This window comes from Photorhabdus sp. RW14-46 (genome assembly GCF_963887965.1).
GTDB classification, from domain to species: Bacteria; Pseudomonadota; Gammaproteobacteria; order Enterobacterales; family Enterobacteriaceae; genus Photorhabdus; species Photorhabdus laumondii.
The window spans coordinates 279075-297531 of record NZ_CAWPHH010000003.1 but is presented as its reverse complement, the minus strand read 5'-3'; the positions used below and the strand labels follow the sequence as shown (position 1 = coordinate 297531).

The following is an 18457-nucleotide window of genomic DNA, read 5'->3' as shown; positions in this document are numbered from 1 at the left end:
GGACTAATATCTCTAATAGCCATTTTGATCTTATAGACAGGCATTGTTTTCTCCCTTTGTCACAATGATGATGAGGACGATCATATTAATTGATTAAAGGGATACCCCACAGTTTTTCATGCTCTCCATGTAATTATGCATGTAGAAGTTACGATCGATAAATCTAAAAAACTGCCAAAAGGTGCTGTCCCTGCGCTTGCTGTAGAACTGGATAACCGTCTTAAACGTCGCTGGCCTGATATTAAAACCAATGTGAAGTTGGCAAGTCATGATGGGCTGTCTGTTCGTGGTGGCACTCCTGATGACAGGAAAGCTGTTGAAGAGATTCTACAAGAGACATGGGAAAGCGCTGATGATTGGTTCCAGCCTTGATAGAGAGTTACAAATGACTACTCGTTGAAAATCATTTTCGTTATCATATACCCTATAGATTTCAAGATGCATCGCGACGGCAAGGGAGCGAATCCCTGGGAGCATAGGTGACTATGTGACCGGGGTGAGCGAGTGCAGCCAACAAAGAGGCAACTTGAAAGATAACAGGTATTACGCTTGATAGCGGAGGCTATCACTTATACATCCCTATTTTATGACTTGAAATTCAGGAAAGTACACCATGCCAGTGTTACACAACCGCATTTCTAATAAAGAGCTGAAAGCACGTATGTTGGCGGAGACCCAACCTCGTACGACCATCTCTTTTTACAAATATTTTAACATCTTAAATCCTCTGGATTTTCGTAACAGCTTGTATCAACAATTTACCGACCTCTCAGTATTTGGCCGGGTTTATATTGCTAAAGAGGGGATTAATGCTCAGATAAGTTTACCAACTCATAATTTGGAAGCATTCAAGGCGTTATTGTATAGCGTTGATCCTGCATTGGATAATTTGAGGCTGAATATTGCGCTTGATGATGATGGGAAATCTTTCTGGGTTTTGCGTATGAAAGTACGTGATCGCGTAGTGGCTGATGGGATTGATGATGAAACTTTTGATCCATCAAAAACCGGCGAGTACCTTAAAGCAGAGCAGGTTAACCAGATGCTGGATAATCCTGATACGCTATTTGTCGATATGCGTAATCACTATGAATATGAAGTTGGGCATTTTGAAAATGCAATTGAAATTCCTTCTGATACATTCCGTGAACAGTTGCCAATGGCTGCGGAAATGTTGCAGGATAATAAGGATAAAAATATTGTAATGTACTGCACCGGTGGTATTCGCTGTGAAAAAGCCAGTGCTTATATGCTGCACAATGGCTTTAAAAACGTCTATCACGTAGAGGGCGGTATTATCGAATATGCTCGTAAAGCGAGAGAACAGGGATTACCGGTACGTTTTGTTGGTAAAAACTTTGTCTTTGATGAGCGGATGGGAGAGCGTATTTCAGACGATGTGATTGCTCATTGCCATCAATGTGGCGTGTCTTGCGACAGTCATACTAATTGTAAAAATGAAGGTTGCCACTTGCTATTTATTCAGTGTCCAGAGTGTGCAACTAAATTTGAAGGCTGTTGTAGTGAAATGTGCAGAGAAGAAGTCAGGTTACCGGAAACCGAGCAGCGTGCTCGCCGTGCTGGTCGTGAAAATGGAGCAAAAATATTTAATAAATCCCGGCACCGTCTACAGGATGGGTTGAACAGTACTTCACTACAGTCTGTTGAATAACGTGATTAATCGCTGGCACAGAGATCAATGTGCCAGTTGATTTGATTAATAGAGATATTTAAATACATTGTAAATAAAGCAGAGTTCAATTCTATTACGCACATTGATTTTTTCAGTAATGTGTCTTTTATGAGAATAGACTGTGCTATTACTGATTTTTAACTTTTGGGATATCTGGTAATTAGGGATTTCTTTCATCCAGTAATCGATAACTTTATGCTCTTGAGGGCTGAAAATAGAGCAATACTGGTCGATTGTTGCTCTGTGTCTCTGAATTTCTTGCAATGTGGTTTTGCTAATTTTATTAAGCAGATAGGTAAGATTTCTCTTTGCCAGAATAACAGCATTATCTTTCAATGTAATATAATTGTCACAATAAGGATAGGCGCTATTAAGGTATATATAAATACGAGTGTTATCTGTAAGAGTTATAAATTTCTGTAAATCAGAACAGTAACTGGCATGATGACAATAATGTGTCAAGTTAGCTAAAACGATATCAGGAGCAAAATGAGTTACAATATTTATCGCCTCATTAATTGAAGGTGAGTCAACAATTTCAAGATCTTCGACATTATCATTTTTCTTTAAAAACTCTCTGATACCTGAACGGGTATAATAGCACTCTTCAACAATTAAGATTTTCATTATTGCACATCCCTGTTCCTGTTTGGCCAAACTCACAATAAACGCCCCATCTATCAGTAGTCAACTCGGCAAATTTGATGGTTAAGTTAGCTTAATCCGAAATTATTATATAGTGATATGGTATTCCAGACAAAATCTTTGAGATGAATCGATGCGTCTCCTAACCGGACACCCATTTATACGGGTGTCCGGGTTTAAGATTATTAATGTTTTGTATGGTTTAGATCGCTGTATTCTGAAGATTCGATCTTTTCAATTCCTGCCTGGAGGATGTATATCAATTGCTTTGCAATGTCAGTTGTCAACCATAAGGTTCGATCTACCATGACATGTTCTGGTGTTTGATCTTGGGAGGACAAATAGTGAAGGCGTAGCATCACTGCATCATATGTATCGACGGTACTGACATCCCAGCCTACAACAGGATGCGTTTGAATAACTTCATCTTTACTGCCCATAAAACCTCCTAATCAGATCACTGCATTATTTATTAATATCATTGACTAAGAGCAAACTACCTCATTCCTGAATGAGTCATTAGTTAGTATATGCTTTTTAATGAAAGTAAGAAGGTTTTTTGTTAGGAATTATGAGTTGGTGTGTTGGTAACTATGTAAATTAATGGGGATGATGACCATCCCCATGTTATATCAGTCTGTTACTTTCACATCCCAGCGGGCATCTTCGCCAGCCAAAAATGGAATAAGTTTTTCATTATTGCAATCAATGTGTTCAATGACGGTAGAAGGTTTGCGAGTTAGTTCAATAAAGCCTTCATTGACAGGTAGTCCGTAAAATTTAGGGCCATTAAGTGAACAGAAAGCTTCAAAATGCGGTAATGCATTCATCTCCTCAAACACTGTTGCATAAGCAGGTAGCGCTGATGGTGCGTTAAAGACGCCGGCACAACCACAAGAGGATTCTTTCTTTTGTTGTGCATGTGGTGCTGAGTCTGTACCTAGAAAGAAGCGATCACAGCCACTGGCGACGGCTGCCCGTAAAGCCTCTTGATGCACATTGCGTTTTAGCACAGGCAGACAGTATAGGTGTGGCCGAATCCCACCAACCAGCATATGGTTGCGATTGAACATGAGATGCTGTGGAGTTAATGTTGCTGCCAGATTGTTATTGCCTTCCAGCACATATTGTGCGGCTTCTTTGGTAGTTATGTGTTCAAACACAACTTTCAGTGCTGGGAATTGATTACGTAGTGGTTCCATGACTTGTTCAATAAAACGGGCTTCTCGATCGAAAATATCAATATGAGAAGCAGTAACCTCACCGTGGACGAGCAGAGGCATCCCCAGTTTTTCCATCACGGCTAATAGTGGATAAATATTCTTTATATCAGAGACGCCGTGACTTGAATTGGTTGTGGCATTGGCAGGGTAGAGCTTGCAAGCGGTAAAAATGCCTTCTTTATAACCAATTTCTATCTGAGAGCTTTCAGTCGTGTCAGTAAGATAACAAGTCATAAGAGGCTGGAAATTATCTTCTTTGGGAATAGCTGCCAGTATTCTGCCTCTATAAGCCTTGGCATTGACCACTTCTGTAATCGGCGTAAGCAGATTAGGCATGACGATAGCTCGGCCAAAGTAATGACTGGTGTAGGGAACGACAGTTTTTAGCATTTCACCATCACGAAAATGGATGTGCCAGTCATCAGGGCGGCGGATTTTTATTGTGTATGATTCAGTGGTCATGAGAAACCGGCTCCAGTATATATGATAGGAATGAAGATGCTGAGTTCAGCATATCCAGGCCGGGAATGGATGATAAAGCTAAAATGGTTGAATAGCTATTAATGAATATAATTTTTAGAAAAAAATTCAGCCAAATCAACTAGGTTAGGGTAGTCAGAGGTGGATTTTCTTATAACAAAGGAAAAATGAAATATGAGGGTAAAAAATAAATGAAGTTGGCTCCTCCAACTGGACTTGAACCAGTGACATACGGATTAACAGTCCGCCGTTCTACCGACTGAACTATGGAGGAACTCCTTCACAACGGGGCGTATATTAGTGATATGCTTCGGCTTTGTCAAAGTAGAAAACAATAAAAAAAGTTTGTTTGCGGGCAAAATGCACTTGTTGTTATATTTTTATGCTAATCACTTGAGATTTGATGGAATTTTATTCCACTAACGTAAGTTGAATAGAACTACCGTGCTTATGTTGTGAGTAAATAGTTGGGAGAATTAAGTAGAGAAGTCAGAATAGCGAAAATCCCGCATTAAGCGGGATTTTCATAATTTGGCTCCTCCAACTGGACTTGAACCAGTGACATACGGATTAACAGTCCGCCGTTCTACCGACTGAACTATGGAGGAACTCCTTCACAACGGGGTGCATATTAACGATATGCTTTTGCTTTGTCAAAGCAGAAAATAACAAAAATGATCTGTTTGCTGTCAAACTGAACTTGTTGATCTATTTTTATGCCGAATAAGGCTTATTTGTTGGAGATGTATGCTATATACCCGTCATCTTTCAAGTTGCCTCTTTGTTGGCGGCACTTGCTCACCTCGGTCACATCGTTACCTATGCTCCCGGGGATTCACTCCCTTGCCGTCGCGATCCATCTTGAAATCCATAGGGTATGGAAGGAAACGGGTTGATTGGAATTGTTATATTATGTTGTAAGCAATTGGTGGAATTAGGAATGCAAAAAGCCCGCACTTGGCGGGCGGGCTTCTTATGAATTTGGCTCCTCCAACTGGACTTGAACCAGTGACATACGGATTAACAGTCCGCCGTTCTACCGACTGAACTATGGAGGAATTGTCCTTGACAACGAGGCGAATAATATCTGGGTATTTTGGGCTTGTCAAAGGGGAAAATTAAAAATTGAGTTTGATTGGTTAACTGATGTTCAATAATGATATTTTTTACCATTTTTTGGTCAATTAAATTTTCAGCTCAAGGAATGCGAGAGTTAACTGATATTTATCCATGATAATTAGAGGGTGAAAATATCATCTATATTTTTATTTAGGAAATAATTAATCATGAGCATTAAAAATATAATTAAATATATATTAGATAATTTTATTTTTGTGTTATTTATGATATTTTTATATTTCATGGTAATTTTCCTATTTTATCTGTTTTAATAGATCACTTATTGTATTTTGATATTTATTAGCGGATTTACTCGTCTATAATTATTAACTGAAAAAGTAATTTGTTATTTGATCTCTGATTTGGCAAACATGATGTTAATTCACGCCAAAACGAATGGTAAAGAGTTTGCCATTAATAATGAAATCTCATTTTCTGCTAGTATACTAAGATATTCTCGATCTAATAATATGTTTGTATAGGCATATAAAATGCAATGAAGTGAATAATAACTATTTCAGGAAGTATTTTAAATTAAATAATTGGTAAGGAGGTGAAAATAATTTTAAATATAAAATAAGTAAATAATATTTCCCCGAAAAGAGTGGCTAATTTTCTGGTGATTTTTATAGAATAGATGAGGAGAAGTCATGAAGTTTTTAATTAATACTGATGTAACTAACTGGGTTTCACATAAAGACTGGTTTAACGTTCCATTACGATTGTTTGTAGTTCTACAAGATGATGATGGTTCTGCATCATTAGAAAATTACAAAAGTAAAATCGTGGTGAATGGCTTGAATGAGGGCGAATATGAAATCGTAAATAACAATAACATATTTGATCCCATTAGTAGATCATCTGAAATATTAGTGAAAATCAAGACAGATCAGAGGGTTAATGCTACAATCGGTTTTGATGCTGAAGTAACGGATGCGAGTGGTGGTGTGGTAGCGAAAGCCGCTCTGAGTCGATTTAAACTAAAGTCAGTAGGATTGGCAGCACCTGTATATCCGGCACATTATGATAATGTTATTAGCGGTGATGATATAAAAGCAGGAGTTAGAGTACTTTTTACTGATTCCAATATTTTAGATAAATATGAACTGAAATTTGTTTTTGATAATGATAATGTTGAAGTTGTTCCTGGTGTACAAAATAGCGGTGATATTCGTAGTTTGCCTGTGAAAAATGATCTTCTTACTGAAGGTAAACATGATAGCCTTTATTATACTATTAGCGAAAGCGGTACTGCTAGATTTTCTGCTATTCAACGTGTACTTGTAGAGCTTGATAAAGATTCTGCAACAGTCCAGGTGCGTCGTGATTTAGAAGTGCCTTATATTGAAGAGTATGATGAAAATAGGGGTCGACCGATTGGTGAGAGTATTATTGATTATGATATCAATATTTTGGTCAACGATGTAAAACTTAAAGATAAGGAGTTGAAAAAAGGTACAGTACATATAAGAGGGTATTCTGCTGACAATCGAGATACAGGGGAATTAGTATTAAAGATAGATTCTTTACAAGGTAGTGAAGATAATATCTTCCGGTTAGCTGTAATTAAGCCTGAAGAAAATGCTGATGGTCAACCGGGTGGAGTTGATTTCTTTAATTATATAGGTAATGGTCAGGTAAAAATTCACTACGAAATATCATTTGTTGGTGAAGTGAATGTATTGCATAAATCTAAAGAGAAGGTTTATAAGGTAGTTCTGGACTGATTATTTTGGTGCTGGCAAATGTGCTGTTGCTTACATAGAAAAAAGCCCAATAAGAATTGGGCTTTTCTGCACGCTAGCCATATTTTTGTATACTGGCTATTTCATGCGTCCTAGCGATTCTCTTTAGCATCTCCAGGCTTGAATTTGGCTCCTCCAACTGGACTTGAACCAGTGACATACGGATTAACAGTCCGCCGTTCTACCGACTGAACTATGGAGGAATCGTTCTTGAGAACGGGGCGAATATTAGCGATCAATTGAAAAGCTGTCAACGCAAAAAAGCTTACTAGTTTGTTATTTGCTTGCCATATGAGCGCATTGTCTTATAACTATGCTATTTTACTGAAATTGAGTACTTTTGTTCATTATCGGCTATGCATCATCGGTAACGATGTTGCTATATGTGATTGTTCAGGAAATGCCATGATATAAACATCATAAAAATGAATTTCACCTTTCATTTGTATAATGCGCTTGATTTCATCTTTTATTGTCAATGGAACATGAGGGTGGGAACAAAGCTCTTTGATTGCACAGTCTGAGATTTTTTCGCTGACGAACCATTCGCCGTTGTAACATACCCGTAGATCAAGTACGCCGATATCATCAAACCGATACACAGGTTTGATTTCGAGTAATAAAACCGCCGACATAATAATGAAGAGTACTGTAAAAGCTAGCAGTGAAAGTAAACTAAAATAGGGGGCGTACCAGATAAGTGCAGCGAGAAACAGATAGGATACAAGCATAGCCAGGCAGAGATAAGGATGGTTACTGATGAATTGGCTGTTAAAACGGGGTTTACCATCACGTTGTTCTTCGATGTTGATTCGTTCAAGATCCTGAATCAGTATCTGTTTAATGATATTCATATATTGACCTGATTAAGCAAAGGAAAAGTGAAATATTTTCATAAATATATTGTTCTTAAGGTTAGCATGGGGGAGGTAATCTTACGTAGATCAGTTGTTTTATTTTAATCAGCCAATTGTTATTGACTAAGATTAACTCTAATGCTTTCATTAAGATAAAGGTTGAATAAATCAAAAAAATTTATAACTAATGGCATTGTTTGTTAATTATTGCTTTAATAATGAGCATAAATATTTTTTTTAAAACACCTATGCATAAAAAGGTTGCTATTCCTTTTCTATCATGAGTTAATGCAGCCGGCCTGATAAACAGACCTACTTTATGTACGACATCTTGAGTTAATGAGTTATGTGTAAGTGTTATCCCCAGATAGCCTTTGTTGACGCGTTTCCTTCTTAGTGCCTCCATAAGTAATAGCTGATATAACTGGCCAATACATGCCCAATGGTGGCAAAATTTTTTTGATATATAGGAAAGTCACAATGTCTGACAAAATGAAAGGTCAAGTGAAGTGGTTCAACGAGTCTAAAGGCTTCGGTTTCATCACCCCAGCTGACGGTAGCAAAGACGTATTCGTTCACTTCTCTGCCATTCAGGGTAACGGTTTCAAAACTTTGGCAGAAGGCCAGAACGTAGAATTCACTATTGAAAATGGTGCGAAAGGTCCAGCTGCAGCAAACGTAATGGCTATCTGATTGCTTGGATGATTTTGAAGCCCGTCACTATTTTCTATAATGACGGGCTTTTTCTTTGCTAAAGCCATATCTTTCTTTACTTATTAATTACTCCTGATTATACTTCGTACAAATTTTATTGGAGAGATAGTCATTGGATAGTCAAAGTTTTCAGTTAAATAGACAATAAAACGGCAAGCTATTTATTTCCTTCCGATCTGCTGCTTGCCAAATAAAGCGGGCAGTACCACTCAAAATATCTGAGCTGTACTTACTCAAAGAATGGTGTTATCCGATACTTAGAGCCTATTGAGATAGGCAGTTAGTCAAGTAGTCGGGATAGTATATTGGGTTTTTATTATGCTGTTATATATTTACGCTTTGTTACCTCCTGGTATAGACAGAAAATAGGGCTGAATTAAACATTCAGCATACGTTTCTGTGTGCAAAATAAATGCACATGATTATTTATCCATTTGGTTGTATGGAGAATGTCATGTTAATAACTCCTTTTGTCTTTCATTTATTATCGGCTATGTGCTTTGGTGCATTAATTGGTGCTGAGCGCCAATGGCGTCAACGTATGGCAGGTTTAAGAACCAATGCATTAGTTGCGACTGGTGCAGCAGTTTTTATCCTTAGTTCAATAACAACTTCACCCGATAGTGCGGGTCGTATTGCTGCACAAGTTGTTTCAGGCATTGGTTTCCTTGGTGCGGGTGTCATTATGCGGGAAGGTATGAACATTCGTGGATTAAATACCGCAGCAACCTTATGGTGTTCTGCTGGAATTGGTGTGCTGTGTGGCCTTGGCCAATATTGGCTAGCTGCGATAGCAACTGCCATTATTCTTTGCGCAAATATATTGTTACGTGAAGCAGCTCAACGTATTAATTTACAACCCAGGCAGCAGGCCATTGATCAAGTACAGTGTTATAAAATTCACGTAGTGTGTGACAGTGATGACGAAATTCTGGTGAGAACGTTAGTATTACAGGCGCTCAATGGAGTAGCAGTGAGGTTAAAATCATTGAGTTTCGCTGATAAAGTTCAACCTGGAAAATTTGAAGTGTGCGTTGAAGTGTTAGCAACACTGGATGAGCAAAAAGAGATAGAAGCAATTGTTTGTCGTATAAGTCTGGAAAAGAGCGTTAGCTCAATAAACTGGAAAATGGCTTCTGAACTACCGATCTGAAAATCTTTTGTGTAAAACAGCAATCACTAGTTTGATAAGGAATCACCATTGACGAATGGTGTTTCGTCATAAGAAACAAACAAAACGTTGCCTATGGTGTGTTTCCTCGGTTAGGCAACGTTAATTAAGCAGTTATTTAGCACTATTTTTCCGAATAATTAAGGTGAATATTTCGCCCGTAACGCTTTTATTGATATGTTGGTGATTCTGGCAAGGGGATAAATTATAAACAAAGCGGTGAAGCTTGTGATTAGAACGGTGGTAACAGTACTGTGTTGTAGTTTTGCAGATCTTGGTACTAAGAATGACTGATCGAATATCTTGTACCAAGAGAGAGGATGTTCTTGCTGCTATACCTGTTATCTTTCAAGTTGCCTCTTTGTTGGCTGTACTCACTCACCCCTGGTCACATAGTTCGCTATGCTCCCTTGCCGTCGCGATGCACCTTTGAAATCCATAGGTATATTTGAGGCAGATATGCGAAATGGTACTGGTCAAATAGTTACTGTTGTTACAATTAAATCTATAGTTGATGTAGATTTCATCTGACATTTAGTCGTAAACCAAGTTGATTACAAATTTGCTTTATGCTAGCAATAGTTTCGGATGGTATTGTTGATTAATAGCTTCTCTAGGTAAAAGTCGTTCAATGCGGTATTTTTAGCCTTGGTTTTGTCACTGGATTGACTGTTGAACATTGCTATTCTCATATCAGAATTTAGTCGTGGTAAACCTGATATCGGTATCATACGCGGGTACAGAAAAATTGATGAGTTGATATTTAATTTGGTTCTCCATCAGCCGCTCATTATTGCTCAGAATTTTCAGTGAAAATATCAATTATTTTCAAAGGGTAAGTAGAAGAAGTGATCTAAGTTTGTTCTTATATAAGAGTAAAATAGATAATAATTCTGCTTGATGGAGAATGTCGTGAAAAAATAATGGAAGTAGCTGATGGTTACCATCAGACAAGATCTTAGAGTATTAATTTAACAGTTCGATATTTATCCGATGATAAAGTAAAAACGTTTGTCATCTTTATGGTGATGAAAGCGTGATGATATTACAGGAGTTGCTAACTTTCCTTGATCCCGTGGAGGGGAGTGTGGTCCCTGTTATTTCTGTATTAAGAAAGAGTAACACAGCAGCAGGAGTTCTTACCGAGGATAATTCTGCTATTACTGTCAGGATTTGCCATGATGTAGGGTTAGAATTCAAAGTTATTTTAGCATTCTAACAAACAGAGTTGATGGTGACTGAAATCTTGAGAAATGAAATCAGATTGGTATTTAGCAAACTGTGCATCGTAAAAATCTTGTATTGCAAAAGAATGGGCATACAGTTGGTTTCTTGATGATAACATTAATGGTGCTGTGGTATTGAGATACGCTAGTGTAGGCGTTTTTGCTAGTAAAGGTACAGATAGTGCAAAAAAAGCGATAGATATTACTAGGCTTGATAAGAATTTAGGGGTGTCAAATGAAGGGCCGTTAAGAGAAGAGAGGCGAGTGGAAGTATTATCAAGTGCTTGAATATAACGGCAAGTTTGAACTTTGCAATGTTTTTTCAATGTTGATTACCAGAGCCTTTATTCCATTCTTTTTGGCGCAAAATATTCATTTACTAGTACAAGATCTGATGTGTGATATTTCTTGGTTTTTTACATTGAGATAAAATGGATTAAACAGTTCCTGAGAAGATCATTATAAATGAGGTATCAAAAATGTTGAATATTCTGTGGTACTGGCAGAGCTAGTTTACTTCATTTTGATTTTATAGATATATATGTTGATATTGATAATTTTTTAGTGAAAAATTTCGTTCGTCAGGTTTTATTTTAGCCAGATTAGTGTATTGAATTGTTATTTTTTCAGATATCTTTTGCTTATATATTGTGCATATAAAGGATGTGTTTTATCCAAAAAACAGATACATTTCCAGTGTTATTGATTACATAATTGATAATGATTCTCGATAGCCATATTCTCTTCTTGTTTGATGAACTATTGGGTTTAGTGTCTTCGTTCTGAGAGTGTTTCTGTGATTAGGTTAGGTTGTAATCGGTTGTTGCATTAACTGTCATGTTTGATGAAGAGTTATAATTACTTGGAAAATTATCACTATTATTTATATGGGAAAGTAAATTTCTTATCAAAACCCTATTTTTTTCATCTTTTTTATGGATATCAGGATATTTATATCACCAATGATTATTAATTTCATTATTCTGGTGGGAAATGATATTGATTTTTATCTCTATTTCTATTAATTATTTATACGGTAAATCTCAATTAATTATTTTGTTCCTGTAGAGTTAATTATTTTATCTATTCTTATCATTTAAGAAAATGACGTTAATGATATATATTAATGACATCATTAGCTATGTTTTTTATACGTATAAATAATGTTTTTGGGATGATAATCGTAAATATCACATGAAATAATGAAAAATGGAAAAAATGACTTTTAATATTTCACTTGATTTGTATCATAAGAATATGAATTCGGAAATATCGTGTATTTTTTATTTAAATATTAATGTGTGTATTATTCATTTTTTATATTATATAAAGGGTGGTAATTTAATTTATGATAGATATTTAATAGGGTTATATATTTATGTAGTTTGGGAATTTTATTTCTGGAATTGTATCTCTTATAGAACTTTAAATGTAGATTGTGAGGATAATAAATCATATTTAATTAGTTTAAAATTATTAATGTATTTGAAATATATATATTGAACATGTGTGAATTTAATTAATGATTAATTTGAAGTATGAAGACTAAAGATGAAAAAGATAAAGTAGTTGATAGAGGGGTTTTGCGTATTATTATATCATGAGATACAATTTTTGATAAATTTTTCTAATTAATTTTGCTGCGGTTTGGGTTGTCAGGAGTCGAAATAGACCGATTTTTCTGGCTATCTCTAGGCTGGATATTGATTGTTATGCAATCAATAAAATGTTGTTATAGTTGTTTTTTTATTCATTATCTTACTGTATTTTATGCTATTTTTGTATGGTTAGTGTTATCTTTGCATGGTGGTATGCATTTTTAGTTAAGCCTTTTGCTTAAAAAAAGCACAAATCTAAACGAAAAGTGATCATACCAGTATCTTTTTTGCAACTAAATTTTACATAAACTCAATCTGTTTTATCGTACAAGTGGAGATGCCGGATCTCAGAATAAGATTATTGTTTACACTTATTACTCAGGGATAAAACTGTCTTTTTTAGTGCTAGTTTGACTCAAGATAGGATTTTTTATCGTTATTTTAAATTTATAAGTTTAATAGATCGTATAAAATCAAAAAATATATCTAATATTTTTATTTAGATAATTTAACTTATTAAAATTGAGAATTCGGATTTTATTTAATTGTTTGAATAGTTAATGAGCAATTCATCGATTAAATGCATATTAAAAGCCCTTGTTTTTGTGAGTTATGTCACATAGTATTTAAAATTGCGCCCTCTTTCCGTTGTATAAGTTGATGATTCAGGAGTAAAGTTGTTCTGCATTAAGAATATTCTTAATCGCCAATGAAAAATGTTATATCAGGTAACGCAATAATACTTTTGCATCTCACTACCGTAATATTTTTGAAGTTGGATGAATCAAAAGTAATACAAAGGATGGTTACTGCTCTGACTAAGCCTGTATATTTTAGTTATGTAAGAGATTATTAATCCCTAAGCTATTTTAGGAATTTTGTCACGAGTGGTTTTTCGAACACTTAACTGATTTTTTAATGTAATCGGACGGGATAGAGAAATGAGTACGGTTGAATTGCTCAAACATATTTATGACATAAATTTATCGTATTTGCTTTTAGCTCAGCGATTAATTAACCATGAAAAAGCGTCAGCGATGTTCCGTTTAGGTATTAGCGATTCTATGGCTGATACGTTGTCTGAATTGACATTACCTCAGTTGGTCAAGCTCGCTGAGACTAATCAATTAGTCTGTAATTTCCGGTTCGAAGAGAGTGAAACTATTCAGCAGCTTACTAGGGAATCTCGAGTGGATGATTTACAACAAATACATACAGGCATTTTGTTATCGACTCATTTGTTTCAGAAGTTATTTTCGAAAAAAGACGATACGTCAGTGAAAAAAAGAGCATAAGAGATGGCCGAGAAAAGTATAGTTCAAGAAGCTAAGGATATACAATTGGCGATGGAACTCATCACTTTGGGGGCACGGTTACAAATGCTTGAAAGTGAAACACAATTGAGCAGAGGGCGACTAATTAAGCTTTATAAAGAATTGAGAGGGAGTCCTCCGCCCAAGGGGATGCTGCCTTTTTCAACAGATTGGTTTATGACGTGGGAACAGAATATTCATTCATCGATGTTCTATAATGCCTATCGTTTTTTACTCAAGAGTGGTTATTGTGAAGGTGTAGAGGCTGTTGTTAAAGCGTATCGACTCTATCTTGAACAATGTCCTCCTGCTGAAGGGGATGCACCGGTTTTGGCGTTGACTCGTGCCTGGACGTTGGTACGTTTTGTGGACAGTGGCATGTTGCAACCTTCACAATGTCGGACTTGTGGTGGAACTTTTATTACTCATGCTCATCAACCTGTGAATAGCTTTGTTTGTAGCCTTTGCCAACCGCCATCACGTGCAGTAAAAAAACGTAAACTTTCCTCTGAGTCTGCCGATACTAATTCACAACTGCTGGATGGACTTGCTCAGCACGCAGTGTGAATTTAAATGGGAAAATTATTCCTACAGGTTACAGATTTTACTTTTTCCTCCTGTAACCTGTATTGAAATCACAACCATTCTGGATTCAAACTGCTTAACTTCCCATCCGCTCACCAGCTTAGCTAAAGGATATCGCGTGTTAGTACTTTTAGGATATATCGTAGTTTTTGGTGCGGTAATCGGTGGTTACCTGATTGTAGGTGGTCATTTAGGCGCACTTTATCAACCCGCTGAATTTTTAATTATCACTGGTGCTGGTATCGGTGCTTTCATTGTTGGTAACAACGGAAAAGCGATTAAGGCAACATTACGTGTTTTGCCAAAGGTCATGCGTAGATCTAAATATAACAAGGTGATGTATATGGATCTGATGGCGTTGCTTTTTCGGTTGTTAGCAAAATCCCGCATGCATGGTGTCTTAGCATTAGAGCGAGATATCGAACATCCTCAGCAGAGTGATATTTTCACCCAGTATCCGCGTTTGCTTAAGGATAAGCATTTGATGGATTTTATCACTGACTACATGCGATTGATTGTGAGTGGCAATATGAATCCCCATGAAATTGAAGCTTTGATGGATGAAGAAATCGAAACTTATGAGCAGGAGAGCGAGATTCCGGCAACCAGCTTGATGATGGTTGGAGATTCTCTTCCTGCTTTTGGTATTGTCGCTGCTGTTATGGGGGTTGTTAATGCTTTGGGGTCGGCAGATCGCCCGGCAGGAGAACTTGGCGTGCTGATTGCTCATGCAATGGTTGGGACATTCCTCGGTATTTTGCTGGCATATGGTTTTATCTCGCCATTGGCAACATTGCTACGTCAGCGCAGCGGTGAACATCTTAAAATGATGCAATGCATTAAAGTGACATTATTGTCCAGCCTGAATGGTTATGCTCCACAAATTGCGGTTGAATTCGGTCGTAAAACACTCTACCTCACAGATCGCCCTTCTTTCACTGAATTGGAAGAACATGTTCGCCGGGTAAAAGCACCTGTTCAGCAAGAAACTGAAGAACAGGTATGAAAGCGCGTAACGTCTCAGTCATTAGGGTAAAAAGACGTAAAAGGAATGGCATCAAACATCATGGTGGTTCATGGAAAATTGCTTATGCTGATTTTATGACTGCCATGATGGCATTTTTTCTGGTTATGTGGCTGTTGGCAATTTCCAGCCCACAAGAATTGACCCGAATTGCAGAATATTTCCGTACCCCGTTACAAGTTGCAATTAATAAAGGGGAGCGTAGCAGTGATAGCTCGAATCCTATTCCGGGAGGAGGGGAAGATGTGCTTCATCAGGAAGGCGATATTCTGCGTCAGGTTGAAGTCGTTGAAGCTAATGATGAGGCTCGCAAATTAAATAGGCTGCGTGAGCAACTTGATCAATTGATCATTACGGATCCTCGCCTTAAAGCATTACGTCCACATCTGTTGATTGACATGATGGATGAAGGGTTACGTATCCAGATTATTGACCGGGAAAACCGGCCAATGTTTATGGTTGGCAGTGCAAAAGTTGAAAGTTACATGAGTGACATTTTGCGGGCTATTGCACCCATCTTGAACGATATTCCCAATAAAATTAGTCTATCCGGTCATACCGATGACTTGAAATATGCTAATGGTGAGCGTGGTTACAGTAACTGGGAACTCTCCGCAGATCGGGCGAATGCATCAAGGAGAGAGCTGTTGATAGGTGGGCTGGATGAAGTAAAGATATTGCGGGTAGTTGGCATGGCTTCAACGGTTCGTTTGAAACAGGAAGATGCCAGTGCACCGGTTAACCGTCGTATCAGTATCTTAGTGCTCAATAAACAAGCGGAAGAGCGGATTGAACAGCAAAACACCGGCAGCGACTCCTTGATTATTAATGATAGTAAGGAAATTCACGAGGTGATTGGAAAGGATTCGGCTGAAAGTAGGCCAACACAGCAGTCCAATGAAATCACAGTATTGGCCCAGCCAGCACCAGCGTCGCAGAGTGCTGAGCCTAATCGTGTACCGACCAAGGTGACAAAGTAACGATGGATATTACCGCGTTTTATCAGACCTTTTTTGATGAAGCAGACGAATTGCTGGAGGATATGGAGCAGCATCTATTGCAGCTCGATCCTGATGCGCCAGATCAGGAGCAATTGAATGCTATTTTTCGTAGTGCTCACTCAATAAAAGGTGGCGCTGCGACTTTTGGTTTTATCAAACTACAGCAAACCACACATGTTCTAGAAAATTTGCTGGACAGTGCCAGACGAGATGAAATGAGTCTGACGACTGATATTATCAACCTGTTTTTAGAAGCGAAAGATATTATGCAGCAACAGTTGGATGCCTATAAAAGTTCTCAGGAGCCGGATGAAAGTGCGTTTACCTACATCTGTGAGACTTTGCGCCAGCTTGCATTGGAAGTACAGAGAGAGAATGAAGGCGGGGTTGAGTCTGCCACAGATGCGGTGATGCCAGAGGTGCCTGAATCTGAGCCAGAATTAAAATCGGAGCCTGTTGCGACTGAAAATCAGCAAGGTAGAGTTCGGGTTCATCTTTCTGGTCTGAAAGAGCGTGAAGTTTCTCTGATGCTTGATGAGCTGAGTAATCTGGGGGAGGTTTATGATGCTGAACAGACTCGGGATAGTGTTGAAGCATCATTGGTAACATCAGCCACAGAGGATGATATCACGGCAGTTCTCTGTTTTGTTATTGAACCGGAACAGATCACTTTCTTGCCGGTAGCTGAACCCAAAGACAAAGTTAAAGATACAGATACAGATACAGATACAGATACAGCTAAAGCCGTTAAAACAACTGCACCGGAAAAAGGTTCCACACCGCCTGCCGGGCGTCCTGCGCCGATACCACCGGCGGGATCGCCACGTCAACGGGCAGAATCTTCCAGTATTCGGGTTGCGGTTGAGAAGGTTGATCAACTGATAAACCTGGTTGGTGAATTGGTTATTACCCAATCTATGTTGGCTCAGCACTGTAACGCTCTTGAGCCGACTTTGCATGGCGATTTGCTAAATTGCATGGTTCAGTTACAGAGAAATTCCAGAGATTTGCAAGAATCTGTGATGTCTATCCGTATGATGCCAATGGAATATGTGTTCAGCCGTTACCCGCGTTTAGTCAGGGATCTTGCTAGCAAGCTGAATAAAAAAGTGGATCTAACTTTGGTTGGCAGTTCCACTGAATTGGATAAGAGTTTAATCGAGCGCATTATTGATCCGCTAACTCATCTAGTCCGTAACAGTCTGGATCATGGTATTGAAGAGCCAGAAGCTCGGCTTGCTGTGGGCAAACCTGAAATGGGCAACTTGACACTTTCTGCTGAACATCAGGGCGGGAATATCTGTATTGAAGTTGTGGATGATGGTGCCGGGTTGAACCGTGAAAAGATTCTGGCCAAAGCGATATCACAAGGGTTATCAGTCAGTGAAAACATGAGTAACGAAGAGGTTGCGATGTTGATTTTCGCACCGGGTTTTTCCACGGCTGAAGTTGTAACAGATGTATCTGGCCGCGGTGTAGGAATGGACGTGGTTAAGCGAAATATTCAGGAAATGGGAGGGCAAATCCAGATTAACTTCCAGGCAGGTAAAGGGACAGTGACGCGGATTTTGTTACCTCTGACACTGGCAATCCTTGATGGGATGTCAGTGAAAGTGAATGACGAAGTGTTTATTTTGCCGTTGAGTGCAGTAGTAAGTTCTCTTCAACCGCAGGAAGAAGATATTTATCCCTTGGCGGGAGATGAAAAATTATTGCATGTCAGAGGAGAATACTTGCCACTCATTAAGTTATATCGAGTTTTTGATATTCCTGATGCAAAAACAGATCCGACGAAAGGGATTATTGTGATTGTACAAAGTGCGGGTCGTCGTTATGCCTTGCTGGTTGATCAATTAGTTGGGCAGCATCAGGTGGTTGTGAAAAATATCGAAAGTAACTATCGCAAGGTACCCGGGATCTCCGCTGCCACAATTATGGGAGATGGCAGTGTGGCGTTGATTATTGATATTTCTGCCTTGCAGCAACTCAATCATGACCAATTGGCACTCAACAAAGCTGAGTTATTAGCAAAAAATAAGCACTGAATGGGGAGGAATCCCCAT

The 18457-nt window shown here is 38.1% G+C and carries 14 protein-coding genes and 4 tRNA genes; 10 read left to right on the top strand and 8 right to left on the bottom strand.

Translation table 11 applies throughout. The annotated features are described in order from the left end of the window. Positions 1-135 precede the first annotated feature (135 nt). Together AACQ38_RS04740 and trhO are read left to right on the top strand one after the other, a co-directional pair. On the top strand, positions 136-372 hold the full coding sequence (locus AACQ38_RS04740) for a DinI family protein (protein ID WP_011146092.1): 237 nt from the start codon (positions 136-138) through the stop codon (positions 370-372). A gap of 241 nt (positions 373-613) precedes the next feature. Beyond that, positions 614-1672, top strand: a complete 1059-nt coding sequence (gene trhO, locus AACQ38_RS04735) for an oxygen-dependent tRNA uridine(34) hydroxylase TrhO (RefSeq protein WP_165577538.1) — start codon at positions 614-616, stop codon at positions 1670-1672. 45 nt (positions 1673-1717) lie between these two features. On the opposite strand, the gene AACQ38_RS04730 is transcribed toward trhO, so the two are convergent. From AACQ38_RS04730 to AACQ38_RS04705, 6 genes are all read right to left on the bottom strand, one after another. Next, complete coding sequence (locus tag AACQ38_RS04730; protein ID WP_011146094.1) at positions 1718-2320, bottom strand: response regulator transcription factor; 603 nt, start codon at positions 2318-2320, stop codon at positions 1718-1720. Positions 2321-2523: 203 nt separating this feature from the next. Next, a complete protein-coding gene (gene bssS / locus AACQ38_RS04725; RefSeq protein WP_011146095.1) occupies positions 2524-2778 on the bottom strand; it encodes a biofilm formation regulator BssS in 255 nt (84 codons plus the stop codon). A 192-nt stretch (positions 2779-2970) separates the two neighbouring features. Continuing rightward, positions 2971-4023, bottom strand: a complete 1053-nt coding sequence (gene pyrC / locus AACQ38_RS04720; RefSeq protein ID WP_165577537.1) for a dihydroorotase — start codon at positions 4021-4023, stop codon at positions 2971-2973. A gap of 216 nt (positions 4024-4239) precedes the next feature. After that, positions 4240-4315: transfer RNA gene (locus tag AACQ38_RS04715), tRNA-Asn, on the bottom strand. A gap of 258 nt (positions 4316-4573) precedes the next feature. Next, positions 4574-4649, bottom strand: a tRNA-Asn gene (locus tag AACQ38_RS04710). A gap of 374 nt (positions 4650-5023) precedes the next feature. After that, positions 5024-5099: transfer RNA gene (locus AACQ38_RS04705), tRNA-Asn, on the bottom strand. A 711-nt stretch (positions 5100-5810) separates the two neighbouring features. On the opposite strand from AACQ38_RS04705, the gene AACQ38_RS04700 reads away from it, so the two are divergent. After that, positions 5811-6887 carry a hypothetical protein gene (locus tag AACQ38_RS04700; protein ID WP_165577536.1) on the top strand — a complete coding sequence of 359 codons (1077 nt, stop codon included), beginning with the start codon at positions 5811-5813 and terminating at the stop codon, positions 6885-6887. 145 nt (positions 6888-7032) lie between these two features. Here the strand turns inward: AACQ38_RS04700 and AACQ38_RS04695 are convergent. Beyond that, positions 7033-7108, bottom strand: a tRNA-Asn gene (locus AACQ38_RS04695). Between the two features lie 144 nt (positions 7109-7252). After that, positions 7253-7759 carry a YlaC family protein gene (locus tag AACQ38_RS04690; protein ID WP_011146113.1) on the bottom strand — a complete coding sequence of 169 codons (507 nt, stop codon included), beginning with the start codon at positions 7757-7759 and terminating at the stop codon, positions 7253-7255. A gap of 483 nt (positions 7760-8242) precedes the next feature. Here AACQ38_RS04690 and cspE point away from each other — a divergent pair, with 483 nt between their 5' ends. The 7 genes from cspE to cheA all read left to right on the top strand — a co-directional run bounded on the left by cspE (position 8243) and on the right by cheA (position 18439). Further along, positions 8243-8455: a transcription antiterminator/RNA stability regulator CspE gene (gene cspE, locus AACQ38_RS04685; RefSeq protein ID WP_011146114.1), complete on the top strand. Its 213-nt coding sequence runs from the start codon at positions 8243-8245 to the stop codon at positions 8453-8455. 475 nt (positions 8456-8930) lie between these two features. Next, on the top strand, positions 8931-9629 hold the full coding sequence (locus tag AACQ38_RS04680; protein WP_041380037.1) for an MgtC family protein: 699 nt from the start codon (positions 8931-8933) through the stop codon (positions 9627-9629). Positions 9630-13412: 3783 nt separating this feature from the next. Further along, positions 13413-13766, top strand: a complete 354-nt coding sequence (gene flhD / locus AACQ38_RS04675) for a flagellar transcriptional regulator FlhD (protein WP_011146117.1) — start codon at positions 13413-13415, stop codon at positions 13764-13766. Between the two features lie 3 nt (positions 13767-13769). Then, a complete protein-coding gene (flhC, locus tag AACQ38_RS04670) occupies positions 13770-14351 on the top strand; it encodes a flagellar transcriptional regulator FlhC (RefSeq protein WP_011146118.1) in 582 nt (193 codons plus the stop codon). Between the two features lie 136 nt (positions 14352-14487). Beyond that, the gene (gene motA, locus AACQ38_RS04665) at positions 14488-15375 is read left to right on the top strand and encodes a flagellar motor stator protein MotA (RefSeq protein ID WP_011146119.1); all 888 of its coding nucleotides are present in this window, start codon (positions 14488-14490) and stop codon (positions 15373-15375) included. Further along, complete coding sequence (motB, locus tag AACQ38_RS04660) at positions 15372-16373, top strand: flagellar motor protein MotB (RefSeq protein WP_165577534.1); 1002 nt, start codon at positions 15372-15374, stop codon at positions 16371-16373. The genes motA and motB overlap by 4 nt, the downstream gene beginning before the upstream one ends. A 2-nt stretch (positions 16374-16375) precedes the next feature. Beyond that, positions 16376-18439 carry a chemotaxis protein CheA gene (gene cheA / locus AACQ38_RS04655; protein ID WP_165577533.1) on the top strand — a complete coding sequence of 688 codons (2064 nt, stop codon included), beginning with the start codon at positions 16376-16378 and terminating at the stop codon, positions 18437-18439. The last annotated feature ends 18 nt before the right edge of the window (positions 18440-18457 follow it).

Coding starts and splice junctions, on each gene's coding strand:
- AACQ38_RS04740 (WP_011146092.1), top strand. CDS start 136: ATGCATGTAGAAGTTACGATCGATAAATCTAAAAAACTGCCAAAAGGT.
- trhO (WP_165577538.1), top strand. CDS start 614: ATGCCAGTGTTACACAACCGCATTTCTAATAAAGAGCTGAAAGCACGT.
- AACQ38_RS04730 (WP_011146094.1), bottom strand. CDS start 2,320: ATGAAAATCTTAATTGTTGAAGAGTGCTATTATACCCGTTCAGGTATC.
- bssS (WP_011146095.1), bottom strand. CDS start 2,778: ATGGGCAGTAAAGATGAAGTTATTCAAACGCATCCTGTTGTAGGCTGG.
- pyrC (WP_165577537.1), bottom strand. CDS start 4,023: ATGACCACTGAATCATACACAATAAAAATCCGCCGCCCTGATGACTGG.
- AACQ38_RS04700 (WP_165577536.1), top strand. CDS start 5,811: ATGAAGTTTTTAATTAATACTGATGTAACTAACTGGGTTTCACATAAA.
- AACQ38_RS04690 (WP_011146113.1), bottom strand. CDS start 7,759: ATGAATATCATTAAACAGATACTGATTCAGGATCTTGAACGAATCAAC.
- cspE (WP_011146114.1), top strand. CDS start 8,243: ATGTCTGACAAAATGAAAGGTCAAGTGAAGTGGTTCAACGAGTCTAAA.
- AACQ38_RS04680 (WP_041380037.1), top strand. CDS start 8,931: ATGTTAATAACTCCTTTTGTCTTTCATTTATTATCGGCTATGTGCTTT.
- flhD (WP_011146117.1), top strand. CDS start 13,413: ATGAGTACGGTTGAATTGCTCAAACATATTTATGACATAAATTTATCG.
- flhC (WP_011146118.1), top strand. CDS start 13,770: ATGGCCGAGAAAAGTATAGTTCAAGAAGCTAAGGATATACAATTGGCG.
- motB (WP_165577534.1), top strand. CDS start 15,372: ATGAAAGCGCGTAACGTCTCAGTCATTAGGGTAAAAAGACGTAAAAGG.
- cheA (WP_165577533.1), top strand. CDS start 16,376: ATGGATATTACCGCGTTTTATCAGACCTTTTTTGATGAAGCAGACGAA.